The 19,476-nt window shown below is 70.9% G+C and carries 17 protein-coding genes, 3 tRNA genes and 1 pseudogene; 7 read left to right on the top strand and 14 right to left on the bottom strand.

What is annotated here, in order from left to right:
- Positions 1 to 201: 201 nt before the first annotated feature.
- The 8 genes and pseudogenes from ACFXJ8_RS18710 to ACFXJ8_RS18745 form a co-directional block, all read right to left on the bottom strand.
- A complete protein-coding gene (locus ACFXJ8_RS18710; protein ID WP_379645307.1) occupies positions 202 to 444 on the bottom strand; it encodes a DUF6508 domain-containing protein in 243 nt (80 codons plus the stop codon).
- A gap of 69 nt (positions 445 to 513) precedes the next feature.
- A pseudogene (locus ACFXJ8_RS18715) lies at positions 514 to 1,017 on the bottom strand (O-acetyl-ADP-ribose deacetylase); the annotation flags it as partial.
- Between the two features lie 9 nt (positions 1,018 to 1,026).
- Positions 1,027 to 2,430: a dihydrolipoyl dehydrogenase family protein gene (locus ACFXJ8_RS18720; protein ID WP_379645164.1), complete on the bottom strand. Its 1,404-nt coding sequence runs from the start codon at positions 2,428 to 2,430 to the stop codon at positions 1,027 to 1,029.
- 34 nt (positions 2,431 to 2,464) lie between these two features.
- Positions 2,465 to 3,661, bottom strand: coding sequence for a cytochrome P450 (locus tag ACFXJ8_RS18725; RefSeq protein ID WP_379645165.1), 1,197 nt, complete (start codon positions 3,659 to 3,661; stop codon positions 2,465 to 2,467).
- An 88-nt stretch (positions 3,662 to 3,749) separates the two neighbouring features.
- Positions 3,750 to 3,824: transfer RNA gene (locus tag ACFXJ8_RS18730), tRNA-Val, on the bottom strand.
- Between the two features lies 1 nt (position 3,825).
- A tRNA-Cys gene (locus ACFXJ8_RS18735) sits at positions 3,826 to 3,896 on the bottom strand.
- A 29-nt stretch (positions 3,897 to 3,925) separates the two neighbouring features.
- A tRNA-Gly gene (locus ACFXJ8_RS18740) sits at positions 3,926 to 3,997 on the bottom strand.
- 56 nt (positions 3,998 to 4,053) lie between these two features.
- Complete coding sequence (locus ACFXJ8_RS18745; protein WP_379645166.1) at positions 4,054 to 4,707, bottom strand: ACT domain-containing protein; 654 nt, start codon at positions 4,705 to 4,707, stop codon at positions 4,054 to 4,056.
- A 134-nt stretch (positions 4,708 to 4,841) separates the two neighbouring features.
- On the opposite strand from ACFXJ8_RS18745, the gene dusB reads away from it, so the two are divergent.
- The 3 genes from dusB (at position 4,842) to ACFXJ8_RS18760 (ending at position 8,868) form a co-directional block, all read left to right on the top strand.
- Positions 4,842 to 5,951 (top strand): tRNA dihydrouridine synthase DusB, encoded by a 1,110-nt coding sequence (gene dusB / locus ACFXJ8_RS18750; RefSeq protein WP_379645167.1) that lies wholly within the window; start codon positions 4,842 to 4,844, stop codon positions 5,949 to 5,951.
- A 68-nt stretch (positions 5,952 to 6,019) separates the two neighbouring features.
- Complete coding sequence (locus ACFXJ8_RS18755) at positions 6,020 to 7,906, top strand: TRAP transporter permease (RefSeq protein WP_379645168.1); 1,887 nt, start codon at positions 6,020 to 6,022, stop codon at positions 7,904 to 7,906.
- Positions 7,903 to 8,868 (top strand): TAXI family TRAP transporter solute-binding subunit, encoded by a 966-nt coding sequence (locus ACFXJ8_RS18760; protein ID WP_379645169.1) that lies wholly within the window; start codon positions 7,903 to 7,905, stop codon positions 8,866 to 8,868. The genes ACFXJ8_RS18755 and ACFXJ8_RS18760 overlap by 4 nt, the downstream gene beginning before the upstream one ends.
- Positions 8,869 to 8,913: 45 nt before the next feature.
- Here ACFXJ8_RS18760 and ACFXJ8_RS18765 read toward each other — a convergent pair whose 3' ends face one another.
- Positions 8,914 to 9,408 carry a DUF2087 domain-containing protein gene (locus ACFXJ8_RS18765; RefSeq protein ID WP_379645170.1) on the bottom strand — a complete coding sequence of 165 codons (495 nt, stop codon included), beginning with the start codon at positions 9,406 to 9,408 and terminating at the stop codon, positions 8,914 to 8,916.
- Positions 9,409 to 9,456: 48 nt separating this feature from the next.
- Here ACFXJ8_RS18765 and ACFXJ8_RS18770 point away from each other — a divergent pair, with 48 nt between their 5' ends.
- Positions 9,457 to 10,056 (top strand): hypothetical protein, encoded by a 600-nt coding sequence (locus ACFXJ8_RS18770; protein WP_379645171.1) that lies wholly within the window; start codon positions 9,457 to 9,459, stop codon positions 10,054 to 10,056.
- 124 nt (positions 10,057 to 10,180) lie between these two features.
- Here the strand turns inward: ACFXJ8_RS18770 and ACFXJ8_RS18775 are convergent, their stop codons facing one another.
- On the bottom strand, positions 10,181 to 12,685 hold the full coding sequence (locus ACFXJ8_RS18775; RefSeq protein WP_379645172.1) for a DEAD/DEAH box helicase: 2,505 nt from the start codon (positions 12,683 to 12,685) through the stop codon (positions 10,181 to 10,183).
- Between the two features lie 135 nt (positions 12,686 to 12,820).
- Positions 12,821 to 14,062, bottom strand: coding sequence for an acyltransferase (locus ACFXJ8_RS18780; protein WP_379645173.1), 1,242 nt, complete (start codon positions 14,060 to 14,062; stop codon positions 12,821 to 12,823).
- 180 nt (positions 14,063 to 14,242) lie between these two features.
- Here ACFXJ8_RS18780 and ACFXJ8_RS18785 point away from each other — a divergent pair, with 180 nt between their 5' ends.
- Positions 14,243 to 15,490: a sensor histidine kinase gene (locus ACFXJ8_RS18785; protein ID WP_379645174.1), complete on the top strand. Its 1,248-nt coding sequence runs from the start codon at positions 14,243 to 14,245 to the stop codon at positions 15,488 to 15,490.
- The gene (locus ACFXJ8_RS18790) at positions 15,481 to 16,128 is read left to right on the top strand and encodes a response regulator (protein ID WP_379645175.1); all 648 of its coding nucleotides are present in this window, start codon (positions 15,481 to 15,483) and stop codon (positions 16,126 to 16,128) included. The genes ACFXJ8_RS18785 and ACFXJ8_RS18790 overlap by 10 nt, the downstream gene beginning before the upstream one ends.
- A gap of 79 nt (positions 16,129 to 16,207) precedes the next feature.
- Here ACFXJ8_RS18790 and mihF read toward each other — a convergent pair whose 3' ends face one another.
- The 3 genes from mihF to ACFXJ8_RS18805 all read right to left on the bottom strand — a co-directional run bounded on the left by mihF (position 16,208) and on the right by ACFXJ8_RS18805 (position 18,259).
- A complete protein-coding gene (gene mihF / locus ACFXJ8_RS18795; RefSeq protein ID WP_183659676.1) occupies positions 16,208 to 16,516 on the bottom strand; it encodes an integration host factor, actinobacterial type in 309 nt (102 codons plus the stop codon).
- 102 nt (positions 16,517 to 16,618) lie between these two features.
- The gene (locus ACFXJ8_RS18800; RefSeq protein WP_379645176.1) at positions 16,619 to 17,041 is read right to left on the bottom strand and encodes a heme-binding protein; all 423 of its coding nucleotides are present in this window, start codon (positions 17,039 to 17,041) and stop codon (positions 16,619 to 16,621) included.
- 54 nt (positions 17,042 to 17,095) lie between these two features.
- On the bottom strand, positions 17,096 to 18,259 hold the full coding sequence (locus ACFXJ8_RS18805; RefSeq protein WP_379645177.1) for an ROK family protein: 1,164 nt from the start codon (positions 18,257 to 18,259) through the stop codon (positions 17,096 to 17,098).
- Positions 18,260 to 18,282: 23 nt separating this feature from the next.
- On the opposite strand from ACFXJ8_RS18805, the gene ACFXJ8_RS18810 reads away from it, so the two are divergent.
- The gene (locus ACFXJ8_RS18810) at positions 18,283 to 19,452 is read left to right on the top strand and encodes an MFS transporter (protein ID WP_379645178.1); all 1,170 of its coding nucleotides are present in this window, start codon (positions 18,283 to 18,285) and stop codon (positions 19,450 to 19,452) included.
- Positions 19,453 to 19,476 lie beyond the last annotated feature (24 nt).

Here is a 19,476-nt window from a genome sequence, read left to right on the forward strand (position 1 = left end):
CGGGGTGGTCGGTTGCGGGGCAGCTCCGGAGTTGGGGTCCACCCCAGTGGTGCGGCCGGTCGAAGGTCAGGCCGGGCGAGTGTGGCGACCGGCGCCAAAGGACGTCCCGGCGAGTGTGGCGGGCGGTCGAGGGTCAGGTCCGGGCGAGTGTGGCGACCGGCGCCAAAGGACGTCCCGGCGAGTGTGGCGGGCGGTCGAGGGTCAGGCTTGGCGCTCGGTCTCGTACCAGCGGCGCAACCGGTCCAGGATCGGCCGCAGCGTGTCCGGGTCGGCGGCGGGCCCGCCGAACCGCTCCGCTCGGATGATCGACGTGGCCAGCCGTACGGCGTCGCTCACCGGAGCCTCGGCGACGTCGACGGTCGTGGTGCGCCGCCAGAGCGGCCAGTTGAAGCCGACCACCACGTCGAGCTCGTAGAGCAGCTCGACGTCCCCGGTGTCGAACACCTCGCGCCAGCGGTCGGCGGGGTGGGCGGCCAGCTTGGCGACGATCTCCTCGTTGGTCGGCCCCGAGGTGTCGACCGCCTGCTCGAAGGCGGAGTACGCGTCGTGGCCGAACAGCACGAACCGTATCTCCTCCACGTTCGTGTGCGCGGCCTTGACCGTGCACACGGCGATGGCGGCGGCGGAGTCGAGCGGCCAGCCGTAGATGCCCGCCGAGATGGCCGGGAACGCCACGCTGGTCGCGCCCAGTGAGTCGGCGACCTTGAGCGACTCGCGGTAGCAGGAGGCCAGCAGCGTGGAGCGGTCCTGTTCGGCGGAGTAGACGGGCCCGACCGTGTGGATCACCCAGGTGGCGGGGAGCTCGCCCGCCGTGGTGGCGACGGCCTGGCCGGTCGGCAGGCCCTTGCCGTACTGGGAGGCGCGCAGCCTGCGGCACTCGTCGAGGATGGCGGGACCGCCGCGCCGGTGGATGGCGCCGTCGACCCCGCCGCCGCCCATGAGGGAGGAGTTGGCGGCGTTGACGACAGCGTCTACCCGCTGCTCGGTGATATCGCCCTGGACCAGCGCGACCCTCATGTCACAAGCTTAGAGCCCGTACTCCTCCAGCAGCCGCAGCCATACCTCGCTGACCGTCGGGAACGCCGGTACGGCATGCCACAGCGTCTCGAGCGGCACCTCCGCCGTGACCGCGATCGTGGCCGCGTGCAGCAGTTCGGCCACGGCGGGGCCGACGAACGTGACGCCGAGCAGCACGCCGCGCGCCTCGTCGACGACCGCCTTGGCCCGCCCGGTGTAGCCGTCGCCCAGCAGCGACGCGCCCGCCACGTTGCCCATGTCGTATTCGACCACGCGCACGTCGAAACCGTCGGCGCGGGCGGCCCGCTCGGTGCGGCCGACCGAGCAGACCTGCGGGTCGGTGAACACCACCTGGGGCGCGCCCCTGCCGTCGGCGCTGTCGCGCAGCGAGGACGCGTCGTCCGGCCTGCCCTGCGCGCGGGCGGCGATGACGTCGCCGCACACCCTGGCCTGGTACTTGCCCATGTGGGTGAGCAGGTTGCGGCCGTTGACGTCGCCCACGGCGTACAGCCAGCCGGAGCCTGGCACGCGCATGCTGTCGTCGACCTCGACCGGGCCCTCATGGTCGAGCCCGAGGCCGTCGGTGGCGGGGCGGCGGCCCGTGGCCACGAGCAACTCGTCGGCCTCCACGATGTCGCCGCCCTCCAGGTGGACGGTGACCGGGCCGCCATCCTCGGCCCGCTCGACGCGGACGACCTTGGCGCCGAGCCGTACGTCGATTCCCGCCTCGCGCATCGAGTCGGCCAGCATCCGTCCGGCGAACGGCTCGGTCCGCCCCAGCAGGCCGTCACCGCGCACCAGCAGCGTCGTCTCGGCGGCGCCCAGCGCGTGCAGCGCCTGCGCCATCTCGCAGGCCACCACGCCGCCGCCGAGGACGACCAGGCGCGCGGGCACGTCGCGGACCGTGGTGGCGTCCCTGCTGAACCACGGGCGGGCCTCGGCCAGCCCGGGGACGGGCGGCACGACGGGGACACTGCCGGTGGCCAGCACCACCGCGTGCCTGGCGCGCAGCGTGGTGACCGTGCCGTCCTTGCCCCGCACCTCCACCAGGCGTTCGCCCACCAGACGGCCCCTGCCGCGCGACAGCGTCGCCGGCAGCTTGGTGATCCAGTCGGCCTGCCCGCTGTCGTCGAGGTGGCCGACCGCTTTGTCCCTGCCGTTCAGCACCGCGGCCACGTCGATGGGCCCGTCGAGCGCCAGCCCCGGCACCCTGGACACCTCAGCCGCCAGCTCCATCGGCCGCAGCAGCGCCTTGCTGGGGATGCACGCGTAGTAGGAGCATTCGCCCCCTGTGAGATGATCCTCGACAACGGCGCAGGACAGGCCGCCGCGCACCACCCGGCCCGCCACGTTCTCTCCCGCCGGGCCCGCGCCGATCACGACCACGTCCACATCGGTGCTCTGGTTTGTCATGTTCCGACCGTACGGCCTGCGGGGACGCGCGCCGTCACCAGGTGAGGTGAACGGCCTCAGGGGAGCGGTGGACGAGCGTGGGCACCATGCCGACCGCGTCGCTGGCCAGCCGCAGGTCCGGCAGCTCGCGCATCAGCGTCTGCAGGGTGATCCGCGCCTGCTCCTTGGCCAGCTGCGAGCCCGGGCACCCGTGCGGTCCGTGGCCGAACGACAGCTGCCGCATCGGCGGGCGGGTGATGTCGAACTCGTCGGGGCGCGCGCCGAGGTCGGCGTCGCGGCCCGCGGAGGCGTAGGAGACGAAGACCACGTCGTCCTTGTCCAGCTGGGTGCCGCTCAGCGTCACGCTGGTGGTGACCGTACGGCGGAAGCCCTGGATGGGCGCCTCGAACCTGAGCGCCTCCTCGATCGCCGCCGGGACCAGCTCGGGCCGCTCGAACAGCAGCTCCCACTGGCGGCGGTCGCGCAGCAGGTTGAGCACCAGCGTGCCGAGCAGCGCGGTGGCGGTCAGGTGCCCGGCCAGCAGCAGGTTCTGCAGGTTGGAGACGATCTCCTTGCGCTGGTCGAGCGTCAGCTCGTCGGTTCCCGGCGCCAGGTCCCTGACCATTTCGGTGATCAGGTCGTCGCGCGGGTCCTGCCTGCGGGCGCGGGCGTAGCCGTCGAGCAGGTACTGCAGGGCCACGACCGCCTTGGCCGCCTCGACCTGCTCGGCCTCGGTCAGCGGGGAGAACAGCAGGCTCTCGGCCCGCTGCGCGCCGCTGATCGCGCCGGGAACGTCGGCGGGGTCGAGGCCGAGCAGGTGCCCGATCGCGTCGGCCGGCAGCGGTTTGGCGTAGGCCGCCATCCACTCGACCCGGCCTTCGCCGGCGAACGAGCCGATGAGCTCCTCGGCGCGCTTGGTGACGAACGGGAGGGCCGCGGCCACCCTGGTGGGCGACAGACCCCGGGTCAGCGGCCTGCGCAGGCGGCGGTGCGCCTCGCCGTCCGCGGTCAGCACCGCCTGGACGCCGCCGAAGCCCTTGACCAGCTCGGACAGCGCGGCGGGCCCCGGCAGGTAGTCGGGCTTGAGTGCGCGGGCCGAGGAGAAGTGCTCGGGCCTGCTCAGCACCTCGCGCACGTCATCGCGCCTGCTGACCAGCCAGGCGCCCAGCTCGGGCAGGAACGTCAGGCCGCGCGTCCTGCGGGCCTCGGCGTAGACGGGGTACGGGTCGCGGTAGAAGGCCTCGGGAGTCACCCGCACCATCGTGACGGGTGACCGCAGGCCGGACAAGATCTAAATCGGGCGAAACACAAAACCCCAGGCCCGGGGGCCTGGGGTGTGCTGGTGGACGATACTGGGATTGAACCAGTGACCTCTTCCGTGTCAGGGAAGCGCTCTCCCGCTGAGCTAATCGTCCGAGGTGGAGACGGGATTTGAACCCGTGTGGACGGCTTTGCAGGCCGCTGCCTCGCCTCTCGGCCACTCCACCGAGGGAGGCCTTCAGCGATGGCCTCTCCGAGCGGAAGACGGGATTCGAACCCGCGACCCTCACCTTGGCAAGGTGATGCTCTACCACTGAGCCACTTCCGCGTTGCCGCTCGTTCGCGGCGACAAGGAAACTCTAGCGGAGTTTCCGAGCACATGCGTCATCCATCGCCGCGGCGTAGCTGCCGGGCCACGCTGCGTTCGATGGACGGCAGGGTCAGGAAGATCTCCAGAATCCTGGTCAGCCGGTGAACCTCGATGCGGTGGAAGGCCGGACCGTCGGAGCGCGCCAGGACCAGCGTGAGCGCCAGCGGCGGCAGCGGAGCGGCGATGATGTGCAGGCCGGACTCGAGAGTGGAGGCGACGGGCCTGGGCGGCGTGACGTCGGGCAACGGAACGTGCTGCGGCGCGCGCCAGCTGGAGTAGACCAGGGTGCGCGGCTGCGTGTCGGTGCCGGCCGCCGCCCAGTCGGCGCTGAACAGCACCGGCATGGAGTCGATCAGCGTGGACAGCGCCCTGTCGCCCGCCGTGGTGATGTATTTGAGGATTTCCAGCTCGGGATAGGTGCCGGGAGCCTCGCGGGTGGTCCAGACGCCTTCGACGGCGACGCCCGGCACGCCGGCCAGGCTCTTGGCGAGCGTCTCCTTCGAGGTGCCGTCGGGGCAGAAGAGCGTGAAGTCGTCGAGCGCCCTTCCCGCGCCCCGCTCCAGCACAGTGACCTGGGTGATGTCGGCTCCCGCCGCGCCGAGCACGCGGGTGATCTGACCGAGGGCGCCCGGCCTGTCGGGCAGCGCGACGCGCAGTCGCACGAGCATCCACGGCCTCCCGACGTCGCAGGTCGATCCCAGGTCACACCCTATCCGCGAATAACGCTCACCGGCCCTGGTGCGCTAGAACTTAACAAACCGACCGTCGAAGCAGCCGCAGGAAGCGAGGGTGGCGTTCCGCCATGAAGATCGGGCCGCTCGAGGTGTGGCCGCCGGTGGTGCTCGCGCCGATGGCGGGCATCACCAACGCGCCGTTCAGGGTGCTGTGCCGCGAGCAGGGCGCGGGCCTGTTCGTGTGCGAGATGATCACCACGAGGGCGCTGGTCGAGCGCAACCCCAAGACCATGCGGATGATCAGGTTCGCCGACTCCGAGCGGCCGAGGAGCATCCAGCTGTACGGCGTCGACCCCGAGATCGTCGGCAGGGCGGCGAAGATGATCGCCGAAGAGGATCTGGCCGACCACATCGACCTCAACTTCGGCTGTCCCGTGCCCAAGGTGACGCGCAGGGGCGGCGGGTCCGCGCTGCCGTACAAGAGGAATCTGCTGCGGCGGATCCTGCGGGCGGCGGTGGGCAACGCGGGCGCGCTGCCCGTGACGATGAAGATGCGCAAGGGCATCGACGACGACCACCTCACCTACCTCGACGCGGGCCGGATCGCCGTGGAGGAGGGCGTGGCCGCCATCGCCCTGCACGGCCGTACGGCCAGGCAGCACTACGGCGGCGTCGCCGACTGGGCGGCGATCAGAAGGCTCAAGGAGGCCGTCACCGAGATCCCCGTCCTGGGCAACGGCGACATCTGGAGCGCCGACGACGCGCTGCGCATGGTCGCCGAGACCGGCTGCGACGGCGTCGTCGTCGGACGCGGCTGCCTCGGCCGCCCCTGGCTGTTCAGAGACCTGGAGAACGCCTTCGACGGCTCCGCCGAGCGGGCCAGGCCGACGCTCGGCGAGGTCGCCGACTCGATGGCCAGGCACGCCGAGGGCCTCACCGAGTGCTTCGACACCGAGCGCTACGCGATCGCCGACTTCCGCAAGCACGTCGGCTGGTACCTCAAGGGCTTCAGCGTCGGCGCCGACCTGCGGCGCGAGCTGGCGACGGCCGAGTCGCTCGACGGCCTGCGGGCGAGCCTGGCCGAACTCGACCGCGATCAGCCGTGGCCGCCCAACACCGACACCCCTCGCGGCAAGTCGGGCGAGCGCGACAGAGTGCACCTGCCGGACGGCTGGCTCGACGACCCCTACGACTGCGTCGTGCCCCAGGACGCGGAGTCCGACATCTCCGGCGGCTGACCCCCCGGAGAGATCACCGTCAAAGATCTCTTGACTTTTCGTCGGTGCGCGTGGGTAACTTGCCCAGCGTGAGCGCCTCTTCCGCCGAGGACCTGATCGCCGAATACGACGCCGAGCGACCCGTGCGTAAGCTCAGCGGGTGGGTCTCGGCCGTCGTGACCATCATCTCGCTCGGCCTGGCGCTCTACGTGCTGTGGTGGACCTTCTTCCCCGGCGCGATCCAGCCGTACCGGATCGGCTTCCTCGCGGTCGTGCTGCCGCTGGTGTTCATCTGCTTCGGCCGCGACAAGCGACGCCCGTCGGTCTTCGACTGGGCGCTCGCCGCGCTCGCGCTGGTCGCGTGCCTCTACCCGCTGGTGGTCTTCGACGAGTTCATCAGGCGGGCCTTCGACCCGACCACGCTCGACATCGTCGCCGGGCTGGCGATCACGGCACTGGTGCTCGAGGCGACGCGCAGGACCGTCGGCTGGATCCTGCCGGCCGTCTGCCTGGCCTTCATCGCCTACGCCTACTGGGGCGGCTGGATCCCGATCGGCTGGGCGATCGGGCACCGGGGCTACGACATCGACCGCATCATCGTCGCCTTCACGATGGGCACCGAGGGCATCTACGGCGTGCCGCTCGACGTGGCCGCCACCTACATCATCCTGTTCACGATCTACGGCGCGGTCCTCGAGGCCTCGGGCGCGGGCAAGTTCTTCGTCGACGTGTCACTGGCCGCCTTCCGCAAGTCCCGCTCGGCCCCCGGCCGTACGGTGACCATGGCGGGCTTCCTGCTCGGCACGGTCAGCGGCTCAGGGGTGGCCACCACGGTCAGCGTCGGCAGCGTGGCCTGGCCCATTCTCAAGCGGGCCGGCTACCCGAGGGAGCAGGGCGGCGGCGTGCTGGCCGCCTCCGGCATCGGCGCGATCCTGTCGCCGCCCACGCTGGGCGCCGCGGCGTTCATCATCGCCGAGTACCTCAGGGTCAGCTACCTGCAGGTGCTGCTCTACGCCACCATCCCGACCGTGCTCTACTACCTGGGCATCTTCCTGGCGATCGAGATGGACGCCAGGAAGTACCACACGCACGCCGTCGCCGTCGACGCGCCCAGGCTCGGCCCTCTGGTCAGGCGCTTCGGCTACCACTTCAGCTCGCTCTTCGTGATCATCATCCTGATGGCGCTCGGCCAGTCGCCGTTCCGCGCCGTCGTCTACGCCACGCTGCTGGCCTTCGCGCTGTCGTTCCTCGACCCCGAGCACCGGCTCACCCCGCGCAGGGCCGCCGAGGCGCTGGCCACGGGCGTCAAGGGCGTGCTGCCGGTCGCGGCCACCTGCGCGGCGGCCGGCACGATCGTCGCGGTCGTCACGCTGACCGGGCTCGGACTGAAGGTCAGCTCGCTCATCGTCGGGCTGTCGGGCGGCAACCTGGCCATCACAGCCGTGCTGTGCGCGGTGGCGGTGCTGCTGCTCGGCCTCGCCGTGCCGGTGACGGCGTCGTTCGTGATCGCGGCCGTCATCATCGGGCCCGCGCTGACCAAGCTCGGGGTGAGCGCGCCCGAGGCGTACATGTTCATCTTCTACTACGCGGTGCTGTCGGAGGTGAGCCCGCCGACCGCGCTGTCGGCCTTCGCCGCCTCGGCGATCACGGGCGGCAACGCCTACCGCACCATGCTCGCCACGTGGAAGTACTCCCTGCCGGCCTTCCTGGTGCCGTTCGCGTTCGTGCTGACCCCGGCTGGAGGCGCGCTGCTGGGGCAGGGGAGTCTGTGGCAGATCGCCTGGACGTTCGCCGCGTCGGTGCTGGCAGTCGCGGTGCTCGCGGTGGCCACAGGCGGGCTGGCGGGCCTCGTCGAGCGGGTCCTGTGCGCGGTGGCGGCGCTGCTGCTCCTGGTGCTGTCGCCCGTCCCGATCGCGATCGGCGCGGGTCTCGCGCTGCTGGCGCTGGCAGTACACCTAGTGAGGAGACGCACATGAGGTTGTTGTCCGCGGCGTTCTTGGCGGTGGTCGTGGCCCTGGCCGGCTGCGGAGGCGACAGGGGCGCCGAACGAACAGAGCAGGCAGGGGGCGGCGGGAAACGGCTGTCGATCGCGACAGGCAACACCACCGGCGTCTACTACATCATGGGCGGCGGCCTGGCCGACCTCATCGGCAAGAACCTGCCGGGCTACGAGGCCACGGCCGAGGCGACCGGCGCGTCGGTGGAGAACATCCAGCGAGTGGCCAAGGGCGACTCCGACCTCGGCTTCACCCTCGCCGACTCCGCGGCCGACGCGGTGCAGGGCAAGGGCGCCTTCTCCTCCGCCCAGCCGATCAGGGCGCTGGCCCGCCTCTACAACAACTACACCCAGGTCGCGGCCTCCGCCGAGTCCGGCGTGAAGCGCATCGCCGACCTCAAGGGCAAGCGGGTCTCCACCGGCTCGCCCAACTCCGGCACCGAGGTGATCGCGCTGCGCCTGCTCAAGGCGGCGGGCCTCGACCCCGACAAGGACGTCACCCGCCAGTCCCTCGGTCTGCCGGAGAGCGTGGCGGCCCTGAAGGAGGGCGGGATCGACGCGCTGATCTGGTCGGGCGGGCTGCCCACGCCAGGCATCACCGACCTGACGACGACCATGAAGGACAAGGCGGTCTTCGTGCCGCTGGACGACGTGCTGCCCAAGCTGCAGGCCGAGCACGGCCCGGTCTACTCGGCGGGCAGCATCGGCAAGGACGTCTACCAGTCACCGGCCGACGTGGCCACCGTGGTCGTGCCGAACCTGCTGGTCGTCAACGAGAAGATGGACCCAGCGCTGGCCGAGAGCATCACGAAGCTGATCTTCGACCACCATGCCGACCTGGTCGCGGTCACGAAGGCGGCCACCGAGATCACCAAGGAGACGGCGGTGAAGACCGAGCCCGTCCTGCTGCACGACGGGGCCAAGAAGTACTTCGGTTCGTAGGTCTCCTCTTCGGTACGGCGGGCCGGATCCGGCCCGCCGTACCGGCTACAGGTCGACTTGCCCGCCGCTGCGCCAGTAGACGTTGGCGTCCCTGCTCAGCAGGTCCGCCTCGACCAGGTAGCGGCGCAACGCGGAGAAGTCATGGTGGAAGGCGCGCAGCACCACGTTCACGTCCTTCTCGGCGTAGCGGACGCCGGGCTCGAACAGCCTGGCGATGTGGTGCAGCACCACCAGCCGCTTCTCGTGCTTGGCGGGGATCTCCTTCAGCCGCCCGTCGACGATGAAGGCCTGCAGTACCCGCTCCTCCTGCGTCAACGCCCGCGGCGGCGCCGCCGCGGCCTTCAACAGCTCGCGGAAGCGCTCGGGCCGCGCCGCCCAGCTCCCGTCCTCCCGTCGTACGGCCAGGCCGCCGCGCTCCAGCCGTTCCAGGACGTCGTCATCCGCCTGCGGCGGCTCGCCCAGCACCAGCGCGGCGAAGGCGCGCAACGTCGTGTCCTGGTGGAGGAGCCCGAGGACTCGCCGGATCTCTTCGTCGCTCATGTAGCTATTTTGAACCATTCGATCACCTCGGGCGTCTGACCAAGTGTGATGACCACCCTCCTGCTCGCGGGCGCTCTCGTGTTGGGCGCCGCCCCCGCCGACACCATTCCCAAGGGCTTCCTGCTCTGGGAGAAGGCGGCGGCCAAGAAGGACAACGACCCCGAGACGAACTGGGCCGTCAACCGGCGGGCCACGGCCAAGCTGACCGTGAACCCGTGCGACAAGTCCGCACTGGCCTCGGCTGGACGCGTCGCCGCCCGCACGATCGTCTACACGGCGGTGCCCGACTTCCAGAAGTCCGAGCAGGTGATCCTCTACGCGACCAAGGACCAGGCCACGCAGGCGCTGGCCGAGCTCAGGGCGGCGCTGCGGGCCTGCGGGTCGATCAAGACCGAGGGGTCGGAGTACCGATACTCGGGCAAGGCCGTCAAGCTCGGTGACGAGGGTCTGGCCGTGACCGGGCAGAGCTACGCGGGACGCAAGCCGGCGATCGGCGGCGAACGCGCGATCGTCTCGCGCAGAGGCACCGCCCTGGTGCTCTACTCGCAGGCGGGGGAGTGGGGCAAGCCGGCCGCGGCGGACTTCGCGGCGCAGACCAAGGACGCGAAGAAGATGCTCGGGAAGATCTGCGCGATCGCGTCCTGCTGATTGTCACGACCTTGAGACAAGATCATGACCCGATCGCAGCGTGGTGACGGCGATCCTTGGTAGGAGACGTGTGCCGGGGCGCCCTTGCCAGTCCGTTCCGGCACACGTTCAACCGTCTCCTGGGTCACATGCGGTTCAGGCCCCGGACGTGGAGGACGGCGCGGCCCTCCTCGTCGGAGGCGGCCAGGTCGACCTGCGCGTCGATGCCCCAGTCGCCGTCGCCCGCCGGGTCCTTGACGACCTGCCGTACCTTCCACAGCTCCTTCTCCTCCGCGATGCGCAGCAGGCCGGGCCCCCGCGCGTCGGCGTCGGTGAGGATCTCCTCGTGGTCGTCGTAGTAGGCGTCGAGAGCCGCCCCCCAGTCGACGTCGGGAGCCAGCTCTTCGAGCTCGTCCTCCTTCTCCAGCGCGCACAGCTCGACCAGCCGGAACATCGCGTTCCTGACCAGCACCCTGAACGCGCGGGGGTTGCCGGTGACGGGCCTGACCTTGCGCTCCAGCTCCTGCTCGTGCTCCAGCGCCGTCTCGGGGTTGCTGAGCTTCTCCCACTCGTCGATCAGCGAGGAGTCGACCTGGCGGACCAGCTCGCCGAGCCACTCGATGAGGTCGACCAGGTCGTCGGTCTTGAGATGCTCGGGGATCGTACGGCTGAGCGTCCGGTACGCGTCGGCCAGGTAGCGCAGCACCGCCCCCTCGGACCTGGACAGCTCGTAGAACGCGATGTACTCGGTGAACGTCATCGCCCGCTCGTACATGTCGCGCACGACGGCCTTCGGGCTCACGGTGTAGTCGGCGACCCACGGGTGGCCGCGCCGGTACGTCTCGTACGCGCCGAGCAGCAGCGTCTCCAGCGGCATCGGATACATGATCTCCTGCAGCTGCTCCATGCGCTCTTCGTACTCGATGCCGTCGGCCTTCATCTGCGCCACGGCCTCGCCGCGGGCCTTCTTCAGCTGGGCCGACAGCACCTGGCGGGGGTCGTCGAGGATGGACTCGACGATCGAGACCATGTCGAGGGCGTAGCTGGGCGACTCCAGGTCCAGCAGATCGAAGGCGGCCAGCGCGAACGTGGACAGCGCCTGGTTGAGCGCGAAGTCCTCCTGCAGGTCGATGGTCAGGCGGGCCTTCCTGCCCTGCTCGTCGGGCTCCCTCAGCTGCTCCACCACGCCGCCCGCCAGCAGTGAGCGGTAGATCGCGATGGCCTGGCTGATGTGCCGCCGCTGCCACTTGCGGTCCTCGTGGTTGTCGGTCAGCAGGTGCTTCATGGCGGCGAAGCAGTCGCCGGGCCGGTTGATCACCGCGAGGAGCATGGCGTTGCTGACCTTGAAGCGCGAGGCGAGCGGCTCGGGCTCGGCCGTCTGCAGCTTCTCGAACGTCTCCTCGCTCCAGCCGACGAACCCCTCAGGCGGCTTCTTGCGGGCGTAGCCGCGGCGGCGCTTGGGATCGTCGCCGATCTTGGCGAGGGCCTTGGCGTTCTCGATGTCGTGCTCGGGGGCCTGGCAGGCGACGTAGCCGATCGTGTCGAAGCCCGCGCGGCCGGCCCGCCCGGCGATCTGGTGGAACTCGCGGGCGCGCAGCCGACGCACCTTGTTGCCGTCGTACTTCGACAGGGCGGTGAACAGCACGGTCCTGATCGGCACGTTGACGCCGACGCCGAGCGTGTCGGTGCCGCAGATGACCTTCAGCAGGCCCGCCTGGGCCAGCCGCTCCACCAGCCGCCGGTACTTCGGGAGCATGCCGGCGTGGTGGACGCCGATGCCGTGCCGTACCAGCCGGGACAGGGCCTGGCCGAAGCGCGTGGTGAACCGGAATTTTCCGATCATGGCGGCGATGGCTTCCTTCTCGGCCTTCGTCGCCATGTTGATCGACATCAGGGACTGGGCGCGCTCCATCGCCGCGGCCTGCGTGAAGTGGACCACGTAGACCGGCGCCTGCCCGGTGCTGAGCATCTCCTCGAGCGACTCGTGCAGCGGGGTCATCCGGTAGGAGTAGATCAGCGGGACGGGCCGCTCGGCGTGCTTGACGACCGAGGTCTCCCTGCCGGTGCGCCTGGTCAGGTCGTCCTTGAACATGGTGACGTCGCCGAGCGTCGCCGACATCAGCACGAACTGCACGTTCGGCAGCTCCAGCAGCGGCACCTGCCACGCCCAGCCGCGGTCGGGCTCGGCGTAGAAGTGGAACTCGTCCATGACGACCTGGCCGATGTCGGCCGCCGCGCCGTCGCGCAGCGCCACGTTGGCGAGGATCTCCGCGGTGCAGCAGATGATCGGCGCGCCGGGGTTGACGCTGGCGTCGCCCGTCATCATGCCGACGTTCTCGGTGCCGAACAGCGCCACCAGGTCGAAGAACTTCTCCGACACCAGCGCCTTGATCGGCGCGGTGTAGAACGTGCGCTGGTCTCGGGTCAGGGCCGCGAAGTGGGCTCCGGCCGCCACCAGGCTCTTGCCCGAGCCCGTCGGCGTGGCGAGGATCAGGTTGTTTCCCGAGACGACCTCGATCAGCGCCTCCTCCTGCGCCGGATAGAGGGTGAGCCCCCGTTCGGAGTTCCACGCGACGAACGCGTCGAAGATGGCATCGGGATCGGCGTCGATCTCTTCGGGAAGGCGGTCTATGAGGCTCACCCTCTCCATCTTGCCAAGGACAGGGCCCAACCGGTTAACGAGATCTCGTCAGAAGGCCGCACGACGCCGGGTGAAGTGGGGGTGCCGCCGGGTCAGGAGGGCGCAAGACGCCGGGGTTAAGGGGTTAAGGAGCATGCCGTCCGCTCAGAAGCGGGCGCGGGGCGCGGTGAGGAGCAGCCCGGCGGCGATGGCGAGCGTCGACAGGACCGGCGCGCCTCCCGGCGCGAACCCGAAGGCGGTCAGTCCGAGCAGCCCTCCGCCTACCAGCGCCGCCGACGCCAGCGCGCTCCGCCAGGTGGCGATGCCGTACGGCATCGCAGGAGGCTCCTCGAACCTGGCGAAGGCCCGCAGCAGCGGCCAGATGACCAGGCAGAGCGCCCCGAACCACACCGGCCACCCCGCCAGCCAGCCGAGGCTGCCCGGCTCGGGGGTGTCGAGCCCGGCACCGACGACCACCACTCCGCTCATCGCGAACAGCGCGGGCATGTGCCACAGGTACACGGTCATCATCCGCGGGCCCGCCCACGCCACCAGCCGCTCGGTGCGCAGCCGCATGATCCACGGCCGCAGCAGGGTGACCAGGCCGACCTGCCCGATTCCGACGCCCAGCATGGCCAGCGTGGGCGGCGCCATGTTCGACATCGCCGCGCCCGGCAGCCCGATCATGCTGCCGGGGTAGGGGCCGAAGGCCACCAGCAGCGCGGCCGCGCCGTACCCCGCCAGAGCCATCGTTCCGGGACGGCCCAGCTTGCGGTCGACGTAGAAGAAGCCCAGCTGGTGGACGGCCAGCCACACGAAGCCGATGTTGAGGTAGCCGACCAGGTCGAGACCGGAGGAGAACCTGACCAGATCGGTGGCCACCGCGCCCGCGATCAGGACGGCAGGCACCCGCCACCCGTGCCTGGCGTGCAGCCTGAGCATCAGCGGGGTCGCGGTGACGGCGATCAGGTAGACGACCAGGAACCACAGCAACTGCCCCGTCAGCCGCGAGCCCACCTCCAGCGGCTGCGCCGGCACCCCGAACGTCGCCAGGACGTGCGGGGAGGGGATCCACACCGCCGCCAGCGGCAGCACCGGCCAGGCCAGCCGCCGCAGCCGTACGGCCAGCCAGGCGGGCGCCGTGCCGGGGGCGCGGCGGAAGCTGATCGCGTTGGCCGCGCCGCCCGCGAAGAACACCAGCGGCATGACCTGGCTGATCCAGGTGACCACCCACACCCCCGAGGTGGACAGCGCGTTGCCCGTGGTCAGGCGCGCGCCGTCGTAGCCCAGCACCGGGATCGTCCAGTGCTGGAGCACGACCAGGGCCATGCCCGCCAGCCGCAGGACGTCGATGAAGGAGTCCCTGGTCGTGGTGCGTACGGCTGGGCGTTCGAGCAGGACGGTCATGGGGGAGCCTCGATTCGGAAGGTGATGGTTCAAGGCTTCCGTCCGGGGTCGTCCGGCGCAGTGACGCCGTCCGCCGTATTGAGGTCAAGATCGCACTACCGCGGAGGGTAGGGCTGGCCCTACCCCCTGACGCCTGCCCGCAGGGGCGAACAGGGGGCCGCGGACTCGTACGGTGATGTCATGCGCTCCCTGATGAGACGTGTCCTGCTGGACACGCGCTACCTGCTGGTCGGCTTCCCGACGGCCGTCATCGCCTTCGTCCTGCTCATCGCCGGATTCTCGGCGGGAATCGGCACCGTGGTCGTGTGGGTCGGCCTGCCGATCCTCTGCGGCACGCTGATGGTGGCCAGGGGCTTCGCCGACGTGGAGCGCGGCTGGCTGTCGGAGGTGCTCAGCCGGCCCGCCATCAGACCGCGCTACAAGGACGCGCCCGAGGGCGCGGGCCGCTTCCGCCGCCTGGTGAACCCGCTGACGTCCGGGCAGTCGTGGCTCGACCTGATGCACGGGATCATCAACTTCCCCATCGCGGTCATCACGTTCGTGGTGACGGTGGTGTTCTGGGCGATCCCGATCCTCGGCCTGAGCTACCCGCTCTACGGCTGGATCACTTCGCGCATCCCCGGCAACATGGAGCTTCCCGAGCTGCTCGGCTTCGGTGACGGCTACCTGGTCAACTCGGTCTTCTACGTCGCGCTCGGCCTGGTCGGCGCGCTGGTGATGCCGTTCATGGTCAGGGGAGCGGCGCTGCTGCGCGCGGGCCTCGGCAGGGCGTTGCTGACCAGCGTCGCCGAGTTGCAGGAGCGCATCGACGACCTGGCCCAGGGCAGGGCGGCGGCGGTGTCGGCGGAGGCCGACGCGCTGCGCAGGCTGGAGCGAGACATCCACGACGGCCCGCAGCAGCGCCTGGTGTCGCTGGCGATGGAGCTGTCCAGGGCGCAGCGGCAGCTGCGGAAGGATCCCCAGGCCGCCCACGCGACGATCGCCGAGGCCATCACCGCCACCCGCGAGACGCTGGACGAACTGCGCGCGCTCTCGCGCGGCATCGCGCCGCCGATCCTGGCCGACCGGGGCCTGGCGCCCGCGCTGGCCGCCCTCGCCGGACGGTGTACGGTGCCCGTCGAGCTCGACGTCCAGACGGCCGAGCGGTACGTCGCCGCGGTGGAGAACACGGTCTACTACGTCGTCGCCGAGTCGCTGACGAACATCGCCAAGCACAGCCGCGCCACGACCTGCTCGATCCAGCTCAGCCGTACGGGAAACACGCTGATGCTGACGATCGGGGATGATGGGGTCGGCGGCGCACACGTCGCCAAGGGACACGGTCTGGCAGGGCTGGCCGACCGGCTGCGCGCTGTCGACGGCGAGCTGGTCGTGAGCTCCCCTGTGGGCGGGCCGACAGTGATCGTGGCGGAGGTACCGTGCGGGTAGTCGTGGCCGATGACGCGGTCCTGATCAGGGAGGGCCTGATCAGGCTGCTGGAGGAGTTCGGCTGCGAGGTGGTGGCGGCGGTCGGCGACGGTGACGCCCTCGTCGAAGCCGTGGCCTCGTTGAAGCCGGACGTGTCGGTGGTCGACGTGCGGATGCCGCCGTCCTTCACCGACGAGGGACTGCGCGCGGCGGTGCAGGCGCGCGGCAGGGTGCCGGGGGCGCCGGTGCTGATCCTCTCGCAGTACGTCGAGGTCTCCTACGCCGACGACCTGCTGGCCGACGCCCGTGGCGCGGTCGGCTACCTGTTGAAGGACAGGGTCGTGGACGTCGAGGAGTTCATGGAGGGGCTGCGGCGCGTCGCCTCGGGCGGCACGGTCTTCGATCCGCAGGTGGTGTCCCAGCTCATGGTGCGCAGGCGCAAGGACGATCCGCTGGCCCAGCTGACACCGCGGGAGCGGGAGGTGCTGGCTCTGATGGCGGAGGGGAAGTCGAATCCGGCCATCGGCAGGCACCTGGTGATCAGCGACGGCGCCGTGGAGAAGCACATCAGGAGCATCTTCGCCAAGCTCGGCCTCTACGCCGACGACAGCGACCAGCATCGCAGGGTGCTCGCCGTGCTGGCGTATCTGCGGAGCTGAGGGGACACCGTCAAGGGACTTCATCGAGGGGGCGGGGGAGGCGCGCGGCCGGTCCTGCGTGGACCGGCCGCGAGGGGATTCAGGCCCCGAGCGCGTCCACCAGCTTCTTGCGCTGCTGGGCGCCCAGGCCGCCGAGACGGCGCTTCTCGTCGACGCCGGCCTCCTCCATGAGCGCGGTGGCCTTGGCGGGGCCGACGCCCTTGACGGCGCGCAGCGCCTGCGAGACCTTGATCTTCTTGGCGATGTCGTCGTCGCGCTCCAGCAGGTCGGCGAAGGTCAGCTCACCGGCCTTGACCTTCGCGAGAAGGGCGGTGCGGGCGGCGCGAGCCTCCGCGGCCTTCTCCAGCGCCGCCTTGCGCTGCTCCGGGGTAAGAGTGGGAAGTGCCATCTCGATCTCTCCTCGGGGAGTAATGCTTCGGGACTTTGTTACCCGTGGTGTCGCGGCTAATCATGGCGGATGCCAGCGGCTCTTGTTGCGGAAAGCCGCCGCTCAGCCGGTGCGCCAGACCGAAGCGGCCGCCTCGGCGCACGCCACGTCCTGCGCGACGGTGCCTCCGCTGACCCCCACACCGCCGACCACGCGTTCATCTTCACCGTAGTCCGCCCACAACGGGACGCCACCTCCGAAGCAGACGAAGCGGTCGCCCGCCAGGCCGTACAACTCGCCTCCCGGAGCGGTCAGCGCGGCCAGGTCGGCGGTCGCGATCCGGTTGGCCACGGAGGTGTAGGCCTTGCCGGGAGCCAGTACGGGACCGGCGATTTCGGCTCCTTCCATACGCTGGAAGCTCACCAGGTGGCCGCCCGCGTCGACCACGGCGACGGACACGAGCGCGCCCTCCCTCGAGGCCTGCCTGATCGCCGCCTCGCACATCCGTAATGCGATCTCCAACCCCACCGTGTCCCGAAATTTCATGAACACATGGGTATCGTCACGTGCATCACCATTGCAAGATCATCGTGGTTTCTGTCACATTTCGCGATTCGGGCGTGTCGCGCGCCAGGATTCGAGCCCCTCGCGGGTCAGGAAGGCGTCAAACACCGACTCCATCGCGCCGATGAGCGGGCCGTCGTCGGCCAGCCCCGAGGGCAGGATCGGCGGCGGCCGCCGCCTGCGCAGCTCCATGAGTGCCTCGTCGCAGGCGCGCCGCAGCGCCTCGCCGACCAGCGCGACGCCGAGGCCCGACACGGTGACGGCGCCGGGGTCGAGGGCGTTGACCAGCGCGCCGATGCCCTTGCCGAGGGCTGCGGCGTTCGCCTCGATCGCCGCCGCCGCCGCCTGATCGCCTGCTTCGGCCGCCGCGACGATGCGTTCGGCCTGGTCCCTGCCCCTGCCACGGCCCGCCTCGAGGCCCAGGTGCCTGAGCAGGGCGTTGCGGCCCACCGCCAGGCTCAGGCAGCCGCGGGCGCCGCAGGGGCAGGGGTCGTCGCCGCCGGTCAGCGGCATGTGCCCGAACTCGCCTGCCGTACCGCCCGATCCGGCCAGGGGGCGGCCGTCGATCAGCAGCGCGCCGCCGGGGTCGAAGTCGACGTGGACGTGCAGGCCCACGTCCACGCCCCGCAAATGGCCGCGGCGGGCCTCGGCCAGGCCCGCGAGCCTGGCGTCGTTGCCGACCCGCAGCGGCACGTCGCCGAGCGCGAGAGCCCCCGCCACGTCGACGTCGACCCAGTCCAGGTGGGAGATGTCGAGCAGGCCGTCGGCGCGCACGGGACCGGCGGCCGACAGCCCCACGCCCACCACCCTGGGCCCGAGCCGTTCGCGCAGCGCGACGCCCAGCGAGCGCAGCGCGTCGCCGGGCGTGCCGTCGTGCCCGCGCGTGGCCAGCACCGTCGAACCGCCGCCCAGCTCGCACGCCGCGATCGTCCATGTGTCCTCGCGCAGGTCGGCGGCCAGGGCCAGCGGCCCGTCAGGGTGCGGCCCCGGCAGCTGGGTGGGACGCCCCCTGACGTGCTCCCTCGGTGGCGCCTCCTGGAGCAGTTCGTCCTCGACCAGCCCCGCCACCAGCACCGAGGCCGTGCCGCGCGCCAGCTCCAGGTCGCGGGTCAACTGCGATCTCGTACGGCTCGCCCCGCCGTCGTGCACCGCGCGCAGCAGCCTGAGGCGGTTGTGCACCCGGAGGTCTCCCACATCCATGAAAGACAGCTTATGCTCTAGCCGTGAACAAAAGAGCGCGTATCGGTGTGTTCGGCTTCTTCTTCCTCTGTGGCCTCGTCATGGGCATGTGGGCGGCCGGCCTGCCCGCCCTGAACGAACGCCTCGGCCTCGGCCCGGAGAAGCTTGGCTTCGCGCTGCTGCTGGTGTCGCTGGGCGCCCTGGTGTCGATGCTGGCCGCGGGCCGGATCGTGGACCGGCTGACCAGCAGGACGGTGTGCTGGTTCGCGGGTCCCCTGTCGGCGGCGGTGCTGCTCGGCCCCGCGCTGGCGCCCTCCTACCCGGTGCTCATGGTCACCGCGGTCGTCTTCGGTCTGGGGCTCGGCGCGATCGAGGTGGCGATGAACGTCCACTCGGTCGAGGTCGAGCACGCCTACGGCAGGCCGATCATCTCGGCCTTCCACGGCACGTGGAGCCTGGGCGGCGCGACGGGCGGCGCGCTGACCGCCCTGGGCCTCAAGCTCGGCGTGGACGGGCAGACGCTGCTGATCGGCGCCGCCCTCGTCGTGCCCTTCCTGTACCTGCCCGCCGCCCGCCTGCTGCTGCCCGGACGGCCCGCGACCGCGTCGGCGGAATCCAGCGGCGGCATGGGCGCCATGCGATGGGGGCTGGTCGCGCTGCTCGGCCTGGTCGCCTTCGCCGGACACCTGAGCGAGGGAGCGGCCATCGACTGGGCGGCCCTGCACGCGCGCTGGGTGCTCGGCACCGACCCGGCCGCGGCGCCCCTGGCGTACACGGTGTTCTCCATCGCGATGACGTCGGTCAGGCTGCTCGGCGACCCGATCAGGGCCAGGTTCGGGCCCGTGCGCACGATCCAGCTCGCGGGCGTGTTCGCCACAGCCGGATACCTGCTGGTGCTCTTCGTGCCCGACGTCGTCGGCGCGTGGGCGGGCTGGGCATTGGCCGGGATCGGCCTGGCCACCGTGGTGCCCGTCGTCTTCAGCGCCGTGGGAGCGGCGGGCGGCGCCGTCGGCCGGGCGCTGTCGCTGGTGACCGCGTTCGGGTACTCGGGACTGCTGGTCGGGCCGGCCATCCTCGGCTTCGTGACGCAGAAGTCGTCGCTGCCCGTCGCGCTGATCATCCCCACCGTGCTGGCCGCGGTGGTGGGCCTGGCGGGCGTTCCCGCGATCCGCGCCATCACCACGGCTCCCGAACCGGTCCCCGCCGGCCGCTGACCCGGCACCCGTGCGCTGCCTGGG

Source organism: Nonomuraea sp. NPDC059194, assembly GCF_042754765.1.
In the GTDB taxonomy this organism is placed as follows: Bacteria; Actinomycetota; Actinomycetes; order Streptosporangiales; family Streptosporangiaceae; genus Nonomuraea.